This window comes from Arthrobacter sp. sptzw32 (assembly GCF_059089735.1).
On the sequence record NZ_JBNHEZ010000006.1, the window covers coordinates 73,932 to 91,366 of the forward strand.

At 64.2% G+C, this 17,435-nt stretch carries 16 protein-coding genes and 1 tRNA gene; 6 read left to right on the forward strand and 11 right to left on the reverse strand.

Going from position 1 to position 17,435, the window contains the following annotated elements; all coding sequences use genetic code 11:
- Positions 1-3: 3 nt before the first annotated feature.
- Together AC5RVN_RS12750 and AC5RVN_RS12755 are read left to right on the forward strand one after the other, a co-directional pair.
- Positions 4-882: a rhomboid family intramembrane serine protease gene (locus tag AC5RVN_RS12750; RefSeq protein ID WP_494105816.1), complete on the forward strand. Its 879-nt coding sequence runs from the start codon at positions 4-6 to the stop codon at positions 880-882.
- A gap of 581 nt (positions 883-1,463) precedes the next feature.
- Positions 1,464-1,931: a carboxymuconolactone decarboxylase family protein gene (locus tag AC5RVN_RS12755; RefSeq protein WP_494042233.1), complete on the forward strand. Its 468-nt coding sequence runs from the start codon at positions 1,464-1,466 to the stop codon at positions 1,929-1,931.
- A gap of 184 nt (positions 1,932-2,115) precedes the next feature.
- Here AC5RVN_RS12755 and AC5RVN_RS12760 read toward each other — a convergent pair whose 3' ends face one another.
- Positions 2,116-2,766 carry a DNA-3-methyladenine glycosylase I gene (locus tag AC5RVN_RS12760; RefSeq protein ID WP_494105817.1) on the reverse strand — a complete coding sequence of 217 codons (651 nt, stop codon included), beginning with the start codon at positions 2,764-2,766 and terminating at the stop codon, positions 2,116-2,118.
- Positions 2,754-3,005, reverse strand: a complete 252-nt coding sequence (locus AC5RVN_RS12765) for a cell division protein CrgA (RefSeq protein WP_494042231.1) — start codon at positions 3,003-3,005, stop codon at positions 2,754-2,756. The genes AC5RVN_RS12760 and AC5RVN_RS12765 overlap by 13 nt, the downstream gene beginning before the upstream one ends.
- 173 nt (positions 3,006-3,178) lie before the next feature.
- Here AC5RVN_RS12765 and AC5RVN_RS12770 point away from each other — a divergent pair, with 173 nt between their 5' ends.
- The 3 genes from AC5RVN_RS12770 to AC5RVN_RS12780 are packed head-to-tail and all read left to right on the forward strand — an operon-like array spanning position 3,179 to position 4,775.
- Positions 3,179-3,964, forward strand: coding sequence for a class E sortase (locus AC5RVN_RS12770; protein ID WP_494138160.1), 786 nt, complete (start codon positions 3,179-3,181; stop codon positions 3,962-3,964).
- 2 nt (positions 3,965-3,966) lie between these two features.
- A complete protein-coding gene (locus AC5RVN_RS12775) occupies positions 3,967-4,137 on the forward strand; it encodes a hypothetical protein (protein WP_494042229.1) in 171 nt (56 codons plus the stop codon).
- Entirely contained in the window at positions 4,134-4,775 is a 642-nt protein-coding gene (locus tag AC5RVN_RS12780; protein ID WP_494042228.1) for an anthranilate synthase component II, read from the forward strand. The genes AC5RVN_RS12775 and AC5RVN_RS12780 overlap by 4 nt, the downstream gene beginning before the upstream one ends.
- Positions 4,776-4,794: 19 nt before the next feature.
- On the opposite strand, the gene pknB is transcribed toward AC5RVN_RS12780, so the two are convergent.
- The 7 genes from pknB to AC5RVN_RS12815 are packed head-to-tail and all read right to left on the reverse strand — an operon-like array spanning position 4,795 to position 14,296.
- Positions 4,795-6,756, reverse strand: coding sequence for a Stk1 family PASTA domain-containing Ser/Thr kinase (gene pknB, locus AC5RVN_RS12785; protein ID WP_494138161.1), 1,962 nt, complete (start codon positions 6,754-6,756; stop codon positions 4,795-4,797).
- A gap of 15 nt (positions 6,757-6,771) precedes the next feature.
- The gene (locus tag AC5RVN_RS12790) at positions 6,772-8,511 is read right to left on the reverse strand and encodes a serine/threonine-protein kinase (RefSeq protein ID WP_494138162.1); all 1,740 of its coding nucleotides are present in this window, start codon (positions 8,509-8,511) and stop codon (positions 6,772-6,774) included.
- Positions 8,508-9,968 (reverse strand): peptidoglycan D,D-transpeptidase FtsI family protein, encoded by a 1,461-nt coding sequence (locus AC5RVN_RS12795; protein WP_494138163.1) that lies wholly within the window; start codon positions 9,966-9,968, stop codon positions 8,508-8,510. The genes AC5RVN_RS12790 and AC5RVN_RS12795 overlap by 4 nt, the downstream gene beginning before the upstream one ends.
- Complete coding sequence (locus AC5RVN_RS12800) at positions 9,965-11,362, reverse strand: FtsW/RodA/SpoVE family cell cycle protein (protein WP_494105822.1); 1,398 nt, start codon at positions 11,360-11,362, stop codon at positions 9,965-9,967. Before AC5RVN_RS12800 ends, AC5RVN_RS12795 begins: the two co-directional genes overlap by 4 nt.
- Positions 11,359-13,068: a PP2C family protein-serine/threonine phosphatase gene (locus tag AC5RVN_RS12805; protein WP_494138164.1), complete on the reverse strand. Its 1,710-nt coding sequence runs from the start codon at positions 13,066-13,068 to the stop codon at positions 11,359-11,361. The genes AC5RVN_RS12800 and AC5RVN_RS12805 overlap by 4 nt, the downstream gene beginning before the upstream one ends.
- A gap of 2 nt (positions 13,069-13,070) precedes the next feature.
- Positions 13,071-13,553 (reverse strand): FHA domain-containing protein FhaB/FipA, encoded by a 483-nt coding sequence (locus AC5RVN_RS12810; protein ID WP_494105824.1) that lies wholly within the window; start codon positions 13,551-13,553, stop codon positions 13,071-13,073.
- Positions 13,550-14,296, reverse strand: coding sequence for an FHA domain-containing protein (locus AC5RVN_RS12815; RefSeq protein WP_494138165.1), 747 nt, complete (start codon positions 14,294-14,296; stop codon positions 13,550-13,552). Before AC5RVN_RS12815 ends, AC5RVN_RS12810 begins: the two co-directional genes overlap by 4 nt.
- Positions 14,297-14,671: 375 nt before the next feature.
- Between AC5RVN_RS12815 and AC5RVN_RS12820 the strand changes: the two genes are divergently transcribed.
- Positions 14,672-14,754, forward strand: a tRNA-Leu gene (locus tag AC5RVN_RS12820).
- 58 nt (positions 14,755-14,812) lie between these two features.
- Here AC5RVN_RS12820 and AC5RVN_RS12825 read toward each other — a convergent pair.
- Positions 14,813-15,511: a FadR/GntR family transcriptional regulator gene (locus tag AC5RVN_RS12825; protein ID WP_494105826.1), complete on the reverse strand. Its 699-nt coding sequence runs from the start codon at positions 15,509-15,511 to the stop codon at positions 14,813-14,815.
- Positions 15,512-15,521: 10 nt separating this feature from the next.
- Positions 15,522-16,649 (reverse strand): L-talarate/galactarate dehydratase, encoded by a 1,128-nt coding sequence (locus AC5RVN_RS12830; RefSeq protein WP_494138166.1) that lies wholly within the window; start codon positions 16,647-16,649, stop codon positions 15,522-15,524.
- Positions 16,650-17,435: the final 786 nt, after the last annotated feature.

The window sequence follows — 17,435 nt, forward strand, 5'->3', positions numbered from 1 at the left end:
TCCATGAGTTACGGAATTCCGTCGGCGGAGCCGTCCGCGCAGGTCCCGGTATGCCCCCGGCATCCGGACCGGCCATCCTATGTGCGCTGCCAGCGGTGCGGGCGCCCTGCGTGCCCCGACTGCCAGCGGGCGGCCGCCGTCGGATTCCAATGCGTTGACTGCGTCAACGAAACAAGGCGCACGACGCCGGAGGTCCGGACCGTTTACGGCGGTGCCGTTGCGTCCGGGAAACCGGTAGTGACGTACGGGATCATCGCTGTGTGTGCGCTGATGTACGCACTGCAATGGCTGATTCCGGGCCAGGTGGTCTATGAACAGTTCGCCTATAACAACGTGTTCGCAACCCCCGAGTACGGCGCATTCGAACCCTGGCGGATGCTCACCGCAGCCTTCCTGCACTCCCCGGATTCCGTCCTGCACATTGCCCTGAACATGTACACCCTGTGGATTTTCGGCCAGGCCCTCGAGCCGCTCCTGGGCCGCGTCCGTTTCCTGGCGTTGTACCTCATCTCAGCAGTGGGCGGCTCCGTTGGATACCTCCTGCTGAATCCCGTGCTGGTGCCGGGACAGGGACTGGTGGGAGTGGTAGGGGCCTCAGGTGCCATCTTCGGCCTCTTCGGCGCCATGTTGCTGGTCCAGCGCCACCGCGGCGGAGACACCCGCCAACTCTGGGTTCTGATAGCGATAAACGGCGTGATTGGATTTTTGATCCCCCAGATCGCCTGGCAGGCGCACTTGGGCGGCCTGATAACTGGCGCCCTCTGCGCCGCAGTCCTTGCGTACACTCCGCGCGGGCCGCGGCAGGGTGTTGTCCAGGCCGCAGGGCTGGTGGCCGTCCTGGTCCTGCTGGCAGCTGCCAGCTGGGCCAGGATCTCCATGTAGAACACGGAAGCACCCCCGCGGCAGCCATTGTCATCCGCGTACAGGAAGGCCCCGACATCGCTGATGTCGGGGCCTTTGCTTTTCCACAGCACTTATCCACAGTGTTGGTAACTTACACGAGTGTAGTTCCACCCGGGAAAGCCGTCTTTCCCTGAGACGGCGGGGGCTGGCGACTGCTGCGGTCCAGAGACTCCACATCTGTGGATAACTGTTGGGGATAGTGCTGTGTGTAAGTGGACAAAGCGTCCGCTTCCTATGGATCTGTGGATAAAAACGTGGAAGAAGGCGCAATATCGGCACTCCGGGGTGGGATGCCCTTATCCATCAACAGGCTTATGCACACTGTTAATAAGTGACAGGGGTGTAATCGCTCCTTCGCATATGCCCGCATCGTCGGGAGTAGGGAGCCAAAACTGCCCGTGTGATGGTCCCGGTTTCCACAGTTGTGGATAAGTTGTGGGTATCGCGGTGTTGGTAAGTGGACAACTCTTCCCGAGGGCGCTGAACTAGGTAAACGTGGGCTGCGCAGCCCCTGCCGGCCCACTGACCGTCTTCCATTGCCTGCCTGCAAGGAGAATCCATTGAGCGCCACCACGAAGCACATCTTCCTTGACAAGCAGCATCCAGGCTTATGGCGGGCTCTCAACGGGCTGGGACTCAAAGTCCGGGAAGCCGCGGAGGCTGCGGGCCTGGATGAAAAGACCGTGGAACTCCTGCACGTCCGGATATCACAGCTCAATGGCTGCGCTTACTGCCTGGATCTCCATGTGCGGGACGCTCTAGAGGCTGGTGAGACCGGACAGCGCTTGGCGGTGCTTCCTGCTTGGCGCGAGACGGCCCTTTTTACGGACAAGGAACGGGCAGCCCTGGCGCTGGCCGAAAGCATCACCGAACTGCCGGGCCACAGTTCGCAGGCCCAGGAGGAAGCGTTCGCGCGCCAACACCTGACGGAGGAGGAATTTTCGCTGGTCAGTTGGCTGGCCATCACCATGAACGCCTTTAACCGGATCTCCATCGTCAGCCATCACCCTGTGCAGCAGGACCGCTGAGCACCTGGGTGCCCACCGGAAGACCCTTTATCCACAGGTCGTCCACATTGTTAATAACCGCATATGACCCGCATGATTGCTGGTTTTCCCGCTGCCGGGCGCGGGTGACGCCTGCCCGGTCTTTGTCTTGGGGAGTTTTCAACAGTGTGGATAACTTTGCCAACACTTGGGGAAAACCTAAGAATCAGGCGGGGTGTTGGGGCCAGATTCCTGAGGAACCACGCCGGTGGCTGTCCAGCAGGTGCGTGTCCACCATGCCGATAGCTTCCATGAGGGCAAACATGGTGGTGGGGCCGACGAACGAGAACCCCTTTTTCCGCAGGGCCTTTGACAGGGCAATGGACTCCGCAGACTGGGTGGGAATCTCGGTATGGACGGCAGGGCGGGGTGTGTCAGCAGGTTTGAACTGCCATACGAAGTTCACCAGGCCGCCTTCTTCGCGCAGTGCGAGGGTGGCCCGCGCGTTGGTGATGGCGGAGCGAATTTTCAGCCGGTTTCGGACGATGCCCGGATTCTGCAGAAGCCGGTCGACGTCGGCTTCGGTGAAGATGGCCACGGCCTCGGGGTTGAAACCCGCGAAGGCGGCCCGGAAGGCGGGGCGTTTCCGGAGAATGGTGGCCCAGGAAAGACCTGCCTGGAAGCCCTCCAGGCAGATGCGTTCGTAGAGTCCCTGTTCGTCGGTGACGGGCAGGCCCCATTCCTGGTCGTAGTAGTCGCGCAGGAGCGGATCAACCGATGCCCATGCGGGACGGGCGAGGCCGTCATCGCCAACAACTGCGCCCCCGGCAGCTGCAACGCCGGCAACTGCATCCCGTTCAGGAACTATGAGCGCCACCGGGTGGTCATGAGGAAGCCGATGATTGCGATGCCGAAGCCGGCCACGATGTTCCAGGACTCCCACGCCTGGACGGGCAGCTGGCCTTCGCTGATGTAGAAAGTGATGATCCAGAAGAGGCCGATGATCATCAGGCCGAACATCACCGGCTTGAACCAGACCGGGTTCGGTTTGTAAGACTGCGACGTGGCCTGCTGGGGGGTGCTGGCGGTCTTCTTGCGAGGCTTTGACTCGGGCACGGGCTCTCCTTGGCGGGCTGAGGCAAGCTCGGCGTTCCGGGCTTGATATCCTGCAAGAAGGAAGCTGCCAGCGGTCTGCGCGATCTTGGTCAAATCTGGATTCTTACTAGCAGCCAATTCTAGCCGTAGCCAAGGGTTACGAACGCCCATGGCACACGCCCCGAGGAGAACCCGTGGTACTGCAGGAGAAGGCGAGGCCCGCCGCTGCGCCGGTTCCCGGCGTCGTCATACTGCGCGGGACAATCCAGGTGGTGGGCGAGCTGCTGATTACCGCCGGTGTGATCCTGCTGCTCTTTGTCGCCTGGCAGCTGTGGTGGACCAACGTCGAATCCGACGCGAAGCAAAGCGAAGTCATCAAGGAGTTCGCCCAGGATCTCGGCACCGCCGCACCGGTCCCGGATACGCCCGCAGCCCCTGCAGCACCTGAGGATTTTGGCCCTCCCGTCGTGGGAACCGCGCCTGGCCACGCCGGCACGATCGGGATCATGTACATCCCCCGGTTCGGCGAGTCCTACACCCGGCCCATCGTCCAGGGCACCACCGGGGACGTGCTGGATACCCTGGGGTTGGGGCACTACACCAACACGGCCATGCCCGGAGCAGTGGGCAACTTTGCTGTCGCCGGGCACCGCCAGACCCACGGCGCTGTCCTGGACAACATCCACACCCTGGTGCCCGGGGACAAGATCTACGTCCAGACCAAGGACGGCTACTACGTGTATGTTTTCCGCAACAACCAGATTGTGATGCCCTCGCGGTCGGACGTCCTGGAACCGGTGCCCACCCTTCCGGGCGTCACCCCCACGGAAAGCTTCCTCACCATGACCAGCTGCAACCCCCGGTTTGGGGCGGAAGAACGCATCATCGCCTATGCCCTGCTGGACAGCTGGCGCCCTGCGTCCGCCGGCCCGCCCGCTGAAATAGCAGCCCGGGTGGCTGCAGCGGTTGGAAGGGGTTGAGTATGTACGGCTGGATTTTCCGCCAGTTGCCGGGGCCATTGTGGCTCCGTATCCTCACGTCGCTGGTGCTCATCGCCGCCGCACTGGTATTGATGGTTCAGTTCCTTTTTCCGTGGATGTCCGAGTACACCCAGTTCACCGACTCAACGATTGGTGCAGCAAGCCAGCCATGACCACAACCAAGATCCTCGTGGTGGATAACTACGACAGCTTCGTCTACACCCTTGTGGGCTACCTCCAGGAGCTCGGCGCGGAAACCACTGTGGTCCGCAACGACGACGTCACCCTGGCCGAGGCCATTGAACTGGCCGGTACCCGGGACGGCGTGCTCATCTCACCAGGCCCGGGCAACCCGGCCGAAGCGGGTGTCTGCATCGAACTCATTCGCTGGTGCGGCGAGAACAGCGTCCCTATGTTCGGTGTGTGCCTGGGACACCAGGCGCTGGCGGAAGCGTTTGGGGGCAAAGTGACCCATGCACCCGAGCTGATGCACGGCAAGACCTCGCTGGTGGAACACATTGGAACCAGCGTCTTTTCGGGACTCCCCTCCCCCGTCACGGCCACCCGTTACCACTCGCTGGCTGCGGTCCGGGACACGCTTCCGGACGTCCTGGAAGTAACCGCCCAGACCGCCACCGGAGTGGTGATGGGCCTCCAGCACCGGACCGCGCCCCTGTGCGGCGTGCAGTTCCACCCGGAGTCCGTGCTGACGGAAGGCGGCTACCAGATGCTGGGCAACTGGCTTGAGTCACTGGGCATGAAGGGCGCGGCTGCGCGGGCAGCAAAGCTGAGCCCCCTCATCCAGCACTGACCCGTCCCAAAAGAGGGCGTCAGCCCCGCCTGCGCGACGTCTCCGTGGGCGTTGGCGTGGGAGTCGGTTCAGGTGTCGGCGTGGCGGTGGGTGATGGCGGTGGCGGAGGTGGAGCCTTGGCCACAACGAGGGTAACGGTCTTGCCCTGTTCCACCGCGGCGTTCACGGCGTCGCTCTGATCCGTGACCCTGCCCGGCTCCACCTGGGCGTTTTCCGCCTCGGTGACGGCCGGTACCAGGCCCAGTTCCTTCAAAACCGCCTCTGCTTCTTCCCGCGTCCGTCCGCGAAGTTCCGGCACCGCCACCTTGCCCGTGGACACCACCAGCTCAACGCTTGTGCCCACACCCACGCTCTGTCCCGGGGCAGGGCTCGTGGTGATCACGATGCCGGCCGGGACGGTAGCGCTGTTGGCGGTGGTGGTGGAGGGGGCGCCCACTAAACCAATTTGGCGCAGCATGTCCCGGGCTGCGGCTTCCGTCTTGCCGGGCAGCGTGTCCGGAATCGTGACGGCGCTTGGCCCCTCGGAGATGTTCAGGACCACCTCGGATCCGGGATCAACGGCGGTGCCGGAGGCCGGATCCGTTCCGATAGCGGTGCCTTTGGGTACCGTGTCGTGCTGGGCTCGGACGATTCGAGGTTCCACGTCCGCGCCGTAGAGCTCCTGCAGCGCGGCGGACTCGGTCATGGCCGCCACCACCGGAATCGAAACCTTCGGCGGCGGCGGTGCCGGGCGGTTCACGATGGTATACAGCCACAGTGCGCCGCCTGCCAGGACCAGGACGGTGAAGATCACCAGGGTGGAGATCCATGCACGGCGGCGGGACTTCTGGTGCGCGGTCCGCTCGCGTTCCGGGGGCAGGCCAAGGGGTAAGTCCTCACGCGCGGAAGGTTCGTAGGCGGCGGGAGCGGGGTGGCCGCCGTCGTCCGCCAGAGCGCCGACAGCAGCGAGCCGGCCGGTGGGGGCATCGTCCAGGAAGCTGGCACCGGTCACTGCAAACGCTTCAGTGGCGGGAGCCGGTGCCGGGACGTAGTCGTTGGGATCGGTGGGCGCCTCTGAGGCGGAAACTGCTGCAACAGGAACACCGGCCCTGGCAGCACGCAGTGCACGCATAAAGGCGGCGGCGTCCTGGAACCTGTCATCGCGGTTCTTTTGCAGTGCCTTGGCCAGAACGGTGTCCAGCGCGGGAGAAATTTCCGGGTTCAGGCTGCTGGCAGGGGCCGGAATTTCGCGGACGTGCTGGTAGGCAACGGATACCGGGCTGTCGCCAATGAACGGGGGGCGGGAGGTCAGCATTTCATACAGGAGGCATGCGGCGGAGTAGAGGTCGCTGCGGGCGTCCACTGTTTCGCCGCGCGCCTGCTCCGGTGAAAGGTACTGTGCCGTGCCCACCACGGCCTGCGTCTGGGTCATGGTGGCTGAGGAATCGGCGATGGCACGGGCGATGCCGAAGTCCATGACCTTCACGGAGTCCGTGCCCTCGCAGTACATGACGTTGGCCGGCTTGATGTCGCGGTGCACGATGCCCGCCTTGTGGCTGTACTCCAGCGCTGCGAGTACCCCCAGGCAGTAATCGATGGCCTGGGCAATGGTGACGTCATTGGCCCGGATGAGGTCCCGGATGGTCTTGCCCTCAACGAATTCCATCACGATGTACGGCACCCGGACGTTGTCATCCGAACCGTCGTGGACGAGGTGTTCGCCGGTATCGTAAATGGCCACGATGGAAGGGTGGTTCAGCGCAGCCACGGCCTGGGCTTCGCGCTTGAAACGCGCCTGGAACTGGGGGTCCCGCGCAAGGTCCGGGCGCAACAGCTTGACGGCGACGGTCCGCCCCAGCCGCGTGTCGAGGCCCTGGTAGACGTCCGCCATTCCACCCCGGCCAATGAGGCCCCCCAGCTCGTACCGTCCGCTCAGGACACGCTGGTTATCCACCGGGAGGTTGTCCTCCCGGTGCAACGGTGTGCGCGCTGGCTCGTTCATTGGTTGTCCTGGCGGTTACGGCGTGCAGGTCGGCGGCACGCCGGGCAGTTGGCCGGGGGTGCAGTCCGGCAGAGGCGACTGTGGCGTTGGTGCTGCCACGGAGGAGGTTGTGGGTGCGGGTACGGGGGTCGGCGTCGTCGGGGCCGGGGAGGTGGTGGTGGGCGCCGGCGGTGCCACTGCGTACGTGATTGTCACGGGGGCTCCCACTTCAACCCGGCCTGAGCGGGACAAGGCGATCACGGAATTGGGAGCCGCGTTGGCATCTACCTGCGGCTGCACCGTGACGTCCAGGTTGAGCGCGGACAGCTCGGACTGGACCGTCCGGTAGTCCTTCCCCAGGTAAGCCTCGGGAATGATGTTCACGGTTTCGGGTGCAGGGGGCGTGGTAGGCGCAGGCGTGGTGGGGGCCTGCGTGGGAGTGGCCGACGGCGTCGCCCGGGTGGGGGTGGCCGACGTGGCCGGAGCGCTGGTGGCCGGGGCGCTGGATGAGGGGTTGCCGGACGGTGAGAGGACGCCGAGCTGGTTGACCAGGAACCCGGCCAGCGCGAACAGGAGCAGCAGGACCAGGGCGATCAGGGGCCAGGTCCAGGGGCTGCGGCCCTTGCGCCGGGGCTCGTCGGCGGGCTCGTCGTCGTACGTTGTTTCTTCCGGTACCCATTTCCGCTCCGCGGCGAGGGCGTTGGCCCGGGCGAGCGTTCCCTGTGGTTCACCGGCGTCGGTGGCCGGGGAACCTGCTGCACCGGCCGCAATTCCCGCCGCAGCTCCGGCAGCACCGGCACCAACAACCGGCAACGCGGACGTGGGAGTGGGGGAACTGTCCCGCTGGGCACCGATCACACCCGTAGGGGCAGTTGTGGTGTCCACGGGGGCCGTGATGGGACCCGTGTCGGCGTCGAACAGGAGCATGCCCGGGACGGCGGCGCGCGCAGCGCTGACGTCTCCGTTCCGGATGGCTTCCGCGGCTTCTGCCAACTTGATGGCGTTGGCCGGCCGGTCCTTGGGATCCTTAGCGAGCATGGACATCAGGAGGGCGCGCACGGGGGTGGGAAGCGACTCCGGAAGTGGCGGAGGCGCATCGTTGACCTGGGCGAGGGCGATGGCAATTTGCGATTCACCCGAGAACGGCCGGTGCCCGGAGAGGCACTCGTAGCCGATCACACCGAGCGAGTAGATGTCCGAAGATCCCGTGGCGGTCTGGCCGGTGGCCTGCTCAGGAGCCAGGTACTGGGCAGTACCCATCACCTGGCCTGTCTGGGTGAGGGGCACCTGGTCCGCAAGGCGGGCGATGCCGAAGTCCGTGACCTTTACGCGCCCATCAGGGGTGATGAGCAGGTTCCCGGGCTTAACGTCGCGGTGTACGAGTCCCTGGGCGTGGGCAACGGCAAGGGCCCGGGCGGTCTGGGCGATGATGGACAGCGTCCGGTCCGGGGACAGCACCTGCTCATGTTCGATGATGGCGCTGAGGGGCTGGCCCGGTACCAGTTCCATGACCAGGTAGGCCGAGCCCTCTTCCTCGCCGTAGTCAAAAACGTTGGCGATGCCAACGTGGTTGAGCAGGGCTGTGTGGCGGGCCTCTGCACGGAAGCGCTGAAGGAATCCGGGGTCCCCGGTGTATTCCTCCTTCAACACCTTGATGGCGACAGTGCGGCCCAGGACGAGGTCTTTGGCTTTCCAGACTTCACCCATACCGCCGATCGCGATCCGCGTGGTCAGCTGAAATCTGCCGCCGAGGGTGATTCCCGTCGTAGGCCTCACTTATTCAACACCGCCTCAAAAATTTTCTTCGCGTTAGGACTCGTAAGCTGTGCGCCGGTGGTGATGTCCACGCCTTCCATAACGATCGTGACACCCACCTGCGGATTGTTTGCCGGAGCAAAGCCGGTGAACCAGGAGTTGTTCACGCCGTTGCCCAGCTCTGCAGTACCGGTTTTGCCTGCCACCTGGACCCCGGGTACCGCGGCCCTGTTGGCGATGCCCTGGCTGACCGCACTGGTCATCCATTCGGTGATTTGGTTGGCGATTTCCGGGGTGGTGGAGGTGCGCAGCGGTTCCGGTTTCGGCTCATCGATGACACGAAGGTCCGGGGAGCGGAGGGTCTTGATCAGGTTGGGCCTCATCTGCACCCCGTCATTGGCGATGGCCGCGGTCATCAACGCCACCTGCAGGGGTGTGGCGCGGACGTCACGCTGGCCGATGGCTGACTGGGCCAGCCCCGGGGCGTCCAGATCGTCAGGGAAGTAGTTCTCCCGTGCGTACCCGAGCTTCAGCTGGTCGCCCATGTCCTCGCCGAAGCCGAACTTCTTGGCCTGCTCGGCGATGGCATCACGGCCGAGGTCAAGGGCGATGCTGGCGAACGGGGTGTTGCAGGACTGCTGCAGGGCGAATGCGAAGTCTGCCGTGTCGCGGGTGTAGCAGTTGCCCCCGGCGTAGTTGGGAAGCCTGTACTGGATGCCTTCAAAGGGCATTTCAGCGGGGTTGGGGAGCTCGCTGTCCCTGTTGTACTTGCCGGAGGCCAGGGCTGCAGCAGTGTCCACGAGTTTGAAGACGGAGCCCGGTGCGAGCAGTTCACCCGTGGGCCCGCTGACATTCTGGTTCAGGTTGATGCCCGGAACCTTCACCAGTTCGTTCATGTTCGCGGTCTCAGCGTTTATATCCTGCGTGGCCACCAGGTTGGGGTCGTAGGAGGGCTTGGACACCATGGCCAGGATCGCGCCGGTCTTGGGGTTGGTGACCACGATCGATCCGCGCTGCCCGTCCGGGATCAGGTCATAGGCGAGCCGCTGGATCTCCGGATCGATGGTGAGTTCCACGGAGACACCCTTGGGCTGGTTTCCGAGGAACAGCTGGCCTACCCGGTCCAGGAAGAGCTGGTCTGAATTGCCTGCCATTTCCTCGCCCATGCCTTGTTCAAGGCCGGTGGTGCCGTGGGTCTGCGAGAAGTAGCCGGTGATCCCTGCGTACAGTTCCGGCTGCGGGTAGGTCCGCTGGTACGCGCAGGTCTCGGACCCGCTTTCCACGGATTCCGCCACAGGGGTTCCGGCCACCACTATGGCGCCGCGGTCATTGCAGTAGTTCTGCAAAATGGCGCGCTGGTTCCAGGGGTTGTTTTCGAGTTCTTCGGCGCCGATCACTTGAACGTAGCTGATGGCTCCGAAGATGAGGGCGAACATGGCGATCGCTGCGACCCATGAATGCCGTATTGCCTGGTTCACAGGTGCTTCACCGCCTCGGTAGGAGTATCAATGCCCTCGGGTTCCGCGCCTCTTGCCGGAGGCATGGGGGTGGTGTCCACCGGACCGCGGGCGGTGTGGGAAATCATCAGGAGCAGGCCCACGATGATCCAGTTGGCCAGCAGGGAGGAACCGCCTGCGGCCAGGAACGGGGTGGTGAGGCCGGTCAGCGGGATGAGCCGGGTGACGCCGCCGATGACCACGAAGCACTGCAGCGCCACGGCGAAGGAGAGACCGCAGGCTAGAAGCTTGCCGAAGGCATCACGGGTGCCAAGGGCCGCCCGGAAGCCACGGGTGAACAGCAGCAGGTACATCAGGACGATGGCAAAGAGCCCCACCAAACCCAGTTCTTCCCCGAGGGAGGCAATGATCATGTCGCTGTTGGCAAACGGAACGAGATCAGGACGGCCCTGGCCGAGTCCGGTGCCCACCAGGCCGCCGTTCGCCATTCCGAAGAGCCCCTGGACAATCTGCCGGCTGCCACCGGGGAAACGGTCGTACACCTCCGGGGTGAAGGCATTGAGCCAGCCGCTGATGCGCAGTTCCACATGCGAGAAGACGCGGGAGGCCGCGAACCCGCCGCCAACAATGAGGGCGAGGCCGATGACCACCCAGCTGATGCGGCTGGTGGCTACGTAGATCATCACGATGAACAGGCCGAAGAACAGGACCGACGAGCCCAGGTCGCGCTGGAAGATGAGGACGCCGATGCTCACCAGCCAGGCGGTGATCATCGGGCCCATGTCCTTGAACCGCGGGAATTGCATCGGGCCGATCTTCCGGCCGGCCAGCAGGATCAGGTCCCGGTTGGACGAGAGATACCCAGCGAAGAATATGGCCAGCGTAATCTTGGCGACTTCACCCGGCTGGAAAGTCAGGGGGCCCAGCCGGATCCACACGCGGGCACCCAGGATTTCGCCGGCACTGATGCCCGGAATCAGCGGCAGTACCAGCAGGAGAGCACTCGCGGCCAGCGAGATGAATGTGAATTTACGCAGGATGCGGTGGTCTTTGAGGAACCAGATCACTGCGATGGCCACGGCCATGGCAATAAGGGTCCACCGAAGCTGGTTGTTGCCGGTGTCGTCCCCGGGCGCGTCCAGGCGATGAATCATTGCCAGGCCGATTCCGTTCAGGGCAACTACGAGCGGAAGTATTACCGGGTCGGCATATTTTGCACGGAAGCGGAGGACGCCGTGGAAAACCAGGGCGGCCAGGGCGAGGAGGCTCGACTGGAACCAGAAATCGGAATCGAAGGCTTTTTCCTGGTCCACTCCCACCAGCATGTTGGCCCCGATACCGACCGCAAGGGCCAGGAGGAGCAACGCGAGTTCAACATTGCGGCGGGGTTTGGGCGTGGTACTGAGCTGGCTCATTGGCCCACCTCGCAGGTAACTGTGGGACTGGGTGTGGGGGACGGGCTTGCAGGAGCCGCCGAGGCGTCGGGCGTCGGCGTAGCCGTAGCCGTGGCAGTGGCCGGAGCGCTGGGGGATGCGGAGGCCCCGGGAGAGGCCGATGGCGGCACGCACTCGTCTTCAGGAGAAGTGGTGCCTGTCAGTTCAAGGTTCTTCACGATGCGCTGTGCATCGTAGAGGTCCTGGGCAGGGACGGTCTGGCGGACGCGCTGCTGCGAAAACACCGGCAACGAGTCCATGCTGATGTCGGTGACGGTCTCCAGGCTGGAGAGCTGGATGGGGCCCAGGCGCTGGGAAACGCCGTTGAATATAGCCACCCGGGAATCGAACTCACCCACATAATAACGGGTCTGGGTCCAGGCGTACCCGAGCCAGAGCCCCACGGTGAGGACTACCAGTACGGACGCGGCGATGGACCAGGTCAGCCACCTCCGGCGCTTGAGCGGCACCACTGTGTCGTCCGCGTCACTGGTTGGCGGTTCGGCCTTGTGGGTGAGGAGCGTTGCTGCGCGGCGTGCCACGGTGCGGCCGGCGATGGTGGGAATGGAGCCGGACTCGGCAGCTGTCGCGGCCGCCCCTACGAGTTCGTGCGGCCGGGACGCGAGTTCGTCGCGGAGGACTTCGGCGGAGAGATGCTCGCCGAGGTGGGGGTCGGTGGCCCCTGCTGCAGAGTAATCAGCGCCTCCGCTGCCTTCCCCTGGTTCTGCCGGGTCCTTGGCACTTGGACCTGCTGCGCTGGCGGCGGGCGGTTCTCCAGGGGTGCCGGCGGTGGGCCTGGCACCGTCAACCGAATCCGGTGCCTTGGCGGCAGGGGAGCCTGCGCTCTTTGCCACGGCAGCGGCTTTGGTGACTTCGTGGGAGGGAATGACGTCGACGGCGGCTGTACTGACGTCGTCGGGCGTTTCTTCAACGATCTCCAGCATCACGACCGTGACGTTGTCCGGGGAACCGGCCTCGAGGGTGAGATCCACGAGGGTCTCCACGCACTCGCGGAGGTCTTTGGTTTCGCGCACTGTCCGTTCGACAGCGTGCCCGGCAACATAGTTCAGGCCGTCGGAGCAGAGGAGCCAGCGTTCGCCGGGCTCCACGTCCAGGGTGTCAAGGTCGAGTTCAGGGCTGGCGTCCACGTCGCCCAGGACGCGCATCAGGACGTTTTTGTGCGGGTGTGTTTCGGCTTCTTCGGGCCGGAGCCGTCCCTCGTCGATGAGTCTTTGTACGAAAGTGTGGTCAACGCTGACCTGCTCGAATTTACCGTTGCGGAGACGATATGCGCGGGAATCACCGATGTGGGCGAAGTGCAGCTTTCCCTCGGCCAGCAGGAGCGCCGTTACGGTGGTGCCCATTCCGGCCAGCTTGGGGTTGATGTGCACAAGCTCGGACAGCAGCGAGTTTGCGGTCTGGATTTCATCGGCCAGGGTGGTGGCGGCGTCCCCGGTGTAGTCGCCGTGGTCCAGGTGGATCATGTCCAGGACAGTGGCGGCTGAAGCGACGTCACCGCCGGCATGGCCGCCCATGCCATCGGCGACCACGGCAAGATGGCGGCCGACGTAAGCGGAATCGTCGTTCTTGGAGCGGATTTTTCCTACGTCGGACCTGGCGGCGAAGCGCATGATGAGGGGCCGCGGCGCCGGTTGAGGGTCGGTGGCGGGGTTTTGCGGGGCGGCCACGGCTATGGCCTCAATTCGATGACCGTCTTGCCGATTCTCACGGGTACGCCAAGCTCAACGGGCAGGGCACGGGTCAGTTGCTGGTCCGCCAGGTAGGTGCCGTTGGTGGAGCCGAGGTCCTCGATGAACCAGCGGCTGCCTTGGGGAAACAGCCTGGCATGACGGCCGGAGGCGTAGTCGTCCTCCAAAACCAGGGTGGCCTCCTGGGCGCGGCCCAGCAGGATGGGGCTTGCGGCCAAGGGGAGGGTCCGGCCTTTGAGCGGGCCTTCGATGACGGCCAGTTGCCGGGCCTGCTGCTTCACGGGCTGGGGCGCTTCTTCGGCAAGTTCGGGATTTTTGCGGACCTGGCGGGCTGTGGGGGCACCTGCTGCGGCCTTGCGGCCCACCATGAGGTCGCGCCGCATTGCGGAGACGATGCTGAAGATCAGCACCCAGAGCAGGAGCAGGAAGCCGAACCGCAGGGCAGTGATGGTGAGTTCACTCATGCGTGACCGCCAGGGCCGGCAGGAAGCAGGCGGAAGATGATCTTTGTCCGTCCCATCGTGATGGTGGAGCCGTCAGTGAGTTCGGTGCTTCCGGCAACTTTGTGTCCGTTCACGTAGCTCCCGTTGGTGGAGCCCATGTCCACTGCGCTGGTAACCCCGTTGGCGGTCCGGATCTCGAGGTGACGACGGGATACACCGGTGTCCTCAACCAGAATGTCCGCGTCGGAGGACCTGCCCAGCACGATGGACGGGGCATTAAGGGAATACCGCTGGCCGTCGATGTCCAGGACAGGCTGCAGCCGGACGGGCTGCCTGCTGGGGGCGGCGGGAAGGTTGGGACGGGGCGCAGGACCGCCCGGGGCGGTGCCCTTTGATTTTTCGGTAGAGGAGATGATTTCGAAGTCACCGGCGCGAAGTTCCGCGTCACGGCGGAAAGAGATGCGCACCGAGCCCTGCAGCGTGTAGCCCTGGCTGCGCACATGGTTGATGACAACGTCGCAGAGTTCCTCGGCCAGTGGCGTGCCCCATTCCTGGGCCCGCCGAAAGTCCTCTTCGCTGAGCTGGACGTCGAACACATTGGGCACCAGGGTGCGGCCCGCGGCCACAGTGAGGGAGCGGTGGTCCACTTCCCGGCGCAGCCTGCTGGCGATCTCCACGGGTTCAACCTGGGCGCGCGAGCCGGTGGAGAAGACGCCGCGGACGGCCTTTTCGATGCCGCGCTCGACTTTGTCCAGCAGACCCATGGTTCTTCTCCTTTCCCCCCGGATGCGGGGCAGTTTTCGTTCCGTAAGTTCAGTTGCAGTGCTGTTCTTAAGCCGACGGTGTGCCTGCGACCAGCAGTCACTCCTACATCAGATACTACTGGGCAGCCCTGTGAATGACCTTAATCCACAACGGCCGGGCGCTGCCAAAAGTTCAGTCTCGGGCTGATGGTGGTGCATTGCCGCCGGTGTTCCAGACCCTGGCGCAGTCCTGTTTATGGCACCGGTTAGGTGGCGCACGGCCGAGCCCTGGGACCTCAATTAGTGTTTTCCCTCCAATGTCCGTTATGCTTTATCTCGCTGCTTTTACAGGGTTGCGGTTCGGGAAACCGGCCGCGATTCCGTGAAGGAAGTTGCGCGCGAGTGGCGGAACGGCAGACGCGCTGGCTTCAGGTGCCAGTATCCGAAAGGGTGTGGGGGTTCAAATCCCCCCTCGCGCACGCAAATGAAGGGCCCCGGTCAACAGACCGGGGCCCTTTTGCTTTAGCGGCACGGGGGTTACTGCCGCGCGGAAGCCTTGAACCGGCGTCGGGAGTTCGCGAGGTGGCTGCGCATGGCAGCTGCCGCGGCAGCCTCGTCACCGTCCGCGATGGCGTCAGAAATGGAGCGGTGTTCCTGGACCACCTGGTCAAAGTGGTCACGTGCATAGTGTTCGACGCCGGTCATCAGCCGGGTGCGCGGCATCGCGATCATGGTCTGTCCAAGGGCGGCCAGGCAGTCCGAGTAGAAGGGGTTGCCCGACGCGGCGGCCACGGCCCGGTGGAAGTCGAAGTCGGACTTCATGGCGTGGGCTGGATGGCCGGCACTCGCGGTGAACTCCTCCAGTGCGGCGGTGACGGCCCGCAATTGCCGTTCTGTGTGGTTTCTTGCTGCCAGCGCCGCGGCCTCGGTTTCCACGCCCATCCGGAATTCGAGCATGTGGAGGCGGTCCTCCATGGTTGCCACGGGACGGGCCCCGGGTGCTGCCTGGGGCCCGTCCGACGGCGGGGTGAGGGCGAAGCTGCCACGCCCCCGTTCAGTTTCGACAAGTCCCTCGGCCTGGAGCCGGGTGAGTGCCGCCCGGACAACGGTCCGGCTGACGCCGAAGTCGTTGATGAGGGTGTTTTCGCTGGGGAGCTTCTCGCCGGGCTGGATGGCGCCGTCGACAATGCGGGTGCGAAGGTCAGCGGCGAGGTCCGCGGTGAGGTTCCGGCTCATGGCAACAAGGTTACGCGCCGAACTCCACGGAGTCGGTGGTCCAGGCGCGTGCCTGGTCGCTGAGGGTGACGCCGAGGCCGGGGCGGTCGGGGACGATCATCCGGCCGTTCTTCGTTTCGAGGCGCTCGTTGAACAAGGGATCAAGCCAGTCGAAGTGCTCGACCCACGGCTCGCGCGGGTAGGCGGAGGCGAGGTGCAGGTGGATTTCCATGGCGAAGTGCGGCGCCAGGCCCAAACCGCGCTCGTCAGCCAGGGCTGCGAGGCGGAGGAACTGGGTGATGCCGCCCACGCGGGGTGCGTCCGGCTGGATGATGTCGCAGCCGTTGGCGTTGATGAGGCCCTTGTGTTCGGCCACGGAAGCGAGCATTTCACCGGTGGCGATGGGGGTGTCCAGGACGTTGGCCAGGTGCGCGTGGCCCTCGAAGTCGTAGGCGTCCAGGGGTTCCTCTATCCAGATGAGGTTGAACTCCTCGAGCTGGCGTCCCATTCGGAGGGCTGTGGCTCGGTCCCACTGCTGGTTTGCGTCCACCATGAGCGGTACGTCCCAGCCGATGTGCTCCCGGATGCCGGCTACGCGGCGCAGGTCCTCTTTACTGTCCGGCAGGCCCACCTTGATTTTGATGCCGCCAATGCCTTCCTCGATGGACTGCGTGGCGCGGGCCTTAACTTCGTCCAGCGTGGCGTTGAGGAAGCCGCCGGAGGTGTTGTAGGTCTGCACCGAGTCTCGGTAGGAACCGAGGAACTTGGCCAGGGGCAGGCCGACGCGCTTGGCTTTGAGGTCGTAGAGGGCGATGTCGATGGCGGCGAGGGCCTGGGTGGCGACGCCCGAGCGGCCCACCGAGGCGCCGGCCCAGAGGAGCTTGGTGTAGATCTTGGCGATGTCGTTGGGGTCCTCGCCGATGATGCCCTCGGCGACTTCCTTGGCGTGCGCGTACTGGGCGGGACCGCCGGCGCGCTTGGAGTAGCTGAAGCCGACGCCGGTGTGGCCCAGTTCGGTGGTGATCTCGGCGAAGAGGAAGACCACCTCGGTCATGGGCTTTTGCCGGCCGGTGAAAACCTTGGCGTCGCTGATGGGAACGGCCAGGGGGAGCTTGGCGGTGGACAATTTGACGTGCCGGATCAGGTCGACGGTACTCATGAGTTCTCCTTTGGGCGGGACCGGGCTCCTTCGCCCGCCTTCTTATAATACAAGTTACTGTCTTGTATTATAAGCATTGCTCGGCCAATGGGTTGCGAACTGCTGCCTGGGTTTCTGGGTTGGAGTGAGGACCGGCGTGTGCCGGATCCCCTTACAAGTTGCTGACGACTTGCCACCGATTGTTCTGGTGAAAGGGTGTCAGGTTGGAGTCTGTGACCTCCTATTGGGACTGTCCGGAAATGACTAATCCGGTGCAATCCTGACAAGTAATTCCAGGGGTTCCTGACGTCAGGTTGGGGTGTAGTCAATTCCACAACGCGCCCTTGCGCCACCATTCGTGGGTTATTGTTTTGACGGCGACTGGTGAACTCATTTACCTATGGCTGAATGCGGCCAAGCAGCTTCACAGCTATCGCACAGCCTGGGGCTAATAGACCGAAAGGTGCGTACGGTTCACTCTTATCCATGAACACTTCCGCATCGCCGTGGTTTCCGTAGCCATGATGGTGGTGGAAGAGCCCGAGACATAGGAGCTTGTCTGCAGTGACGGCAGCTGCGGAGGCAGTGTCCGCCGTAGTGCTGGCGTAGGTTCCCTTGGAATTGCCGCCCAATTGCCTCGTACGTTTACAGGTTTGTTTTCGCGACGCGTATGCATCGGCTGGTGGCGCGTCCGCCTCCAGCGCCCCGTCCCTGCGCTTGCTTTATGCCGGGGCCGGGAGGAAGCCAAGAGCTTCCCATCATCATGTCAAGTGAGTGCACTGATGGGACAAGGCAGGCAGCGGCGAG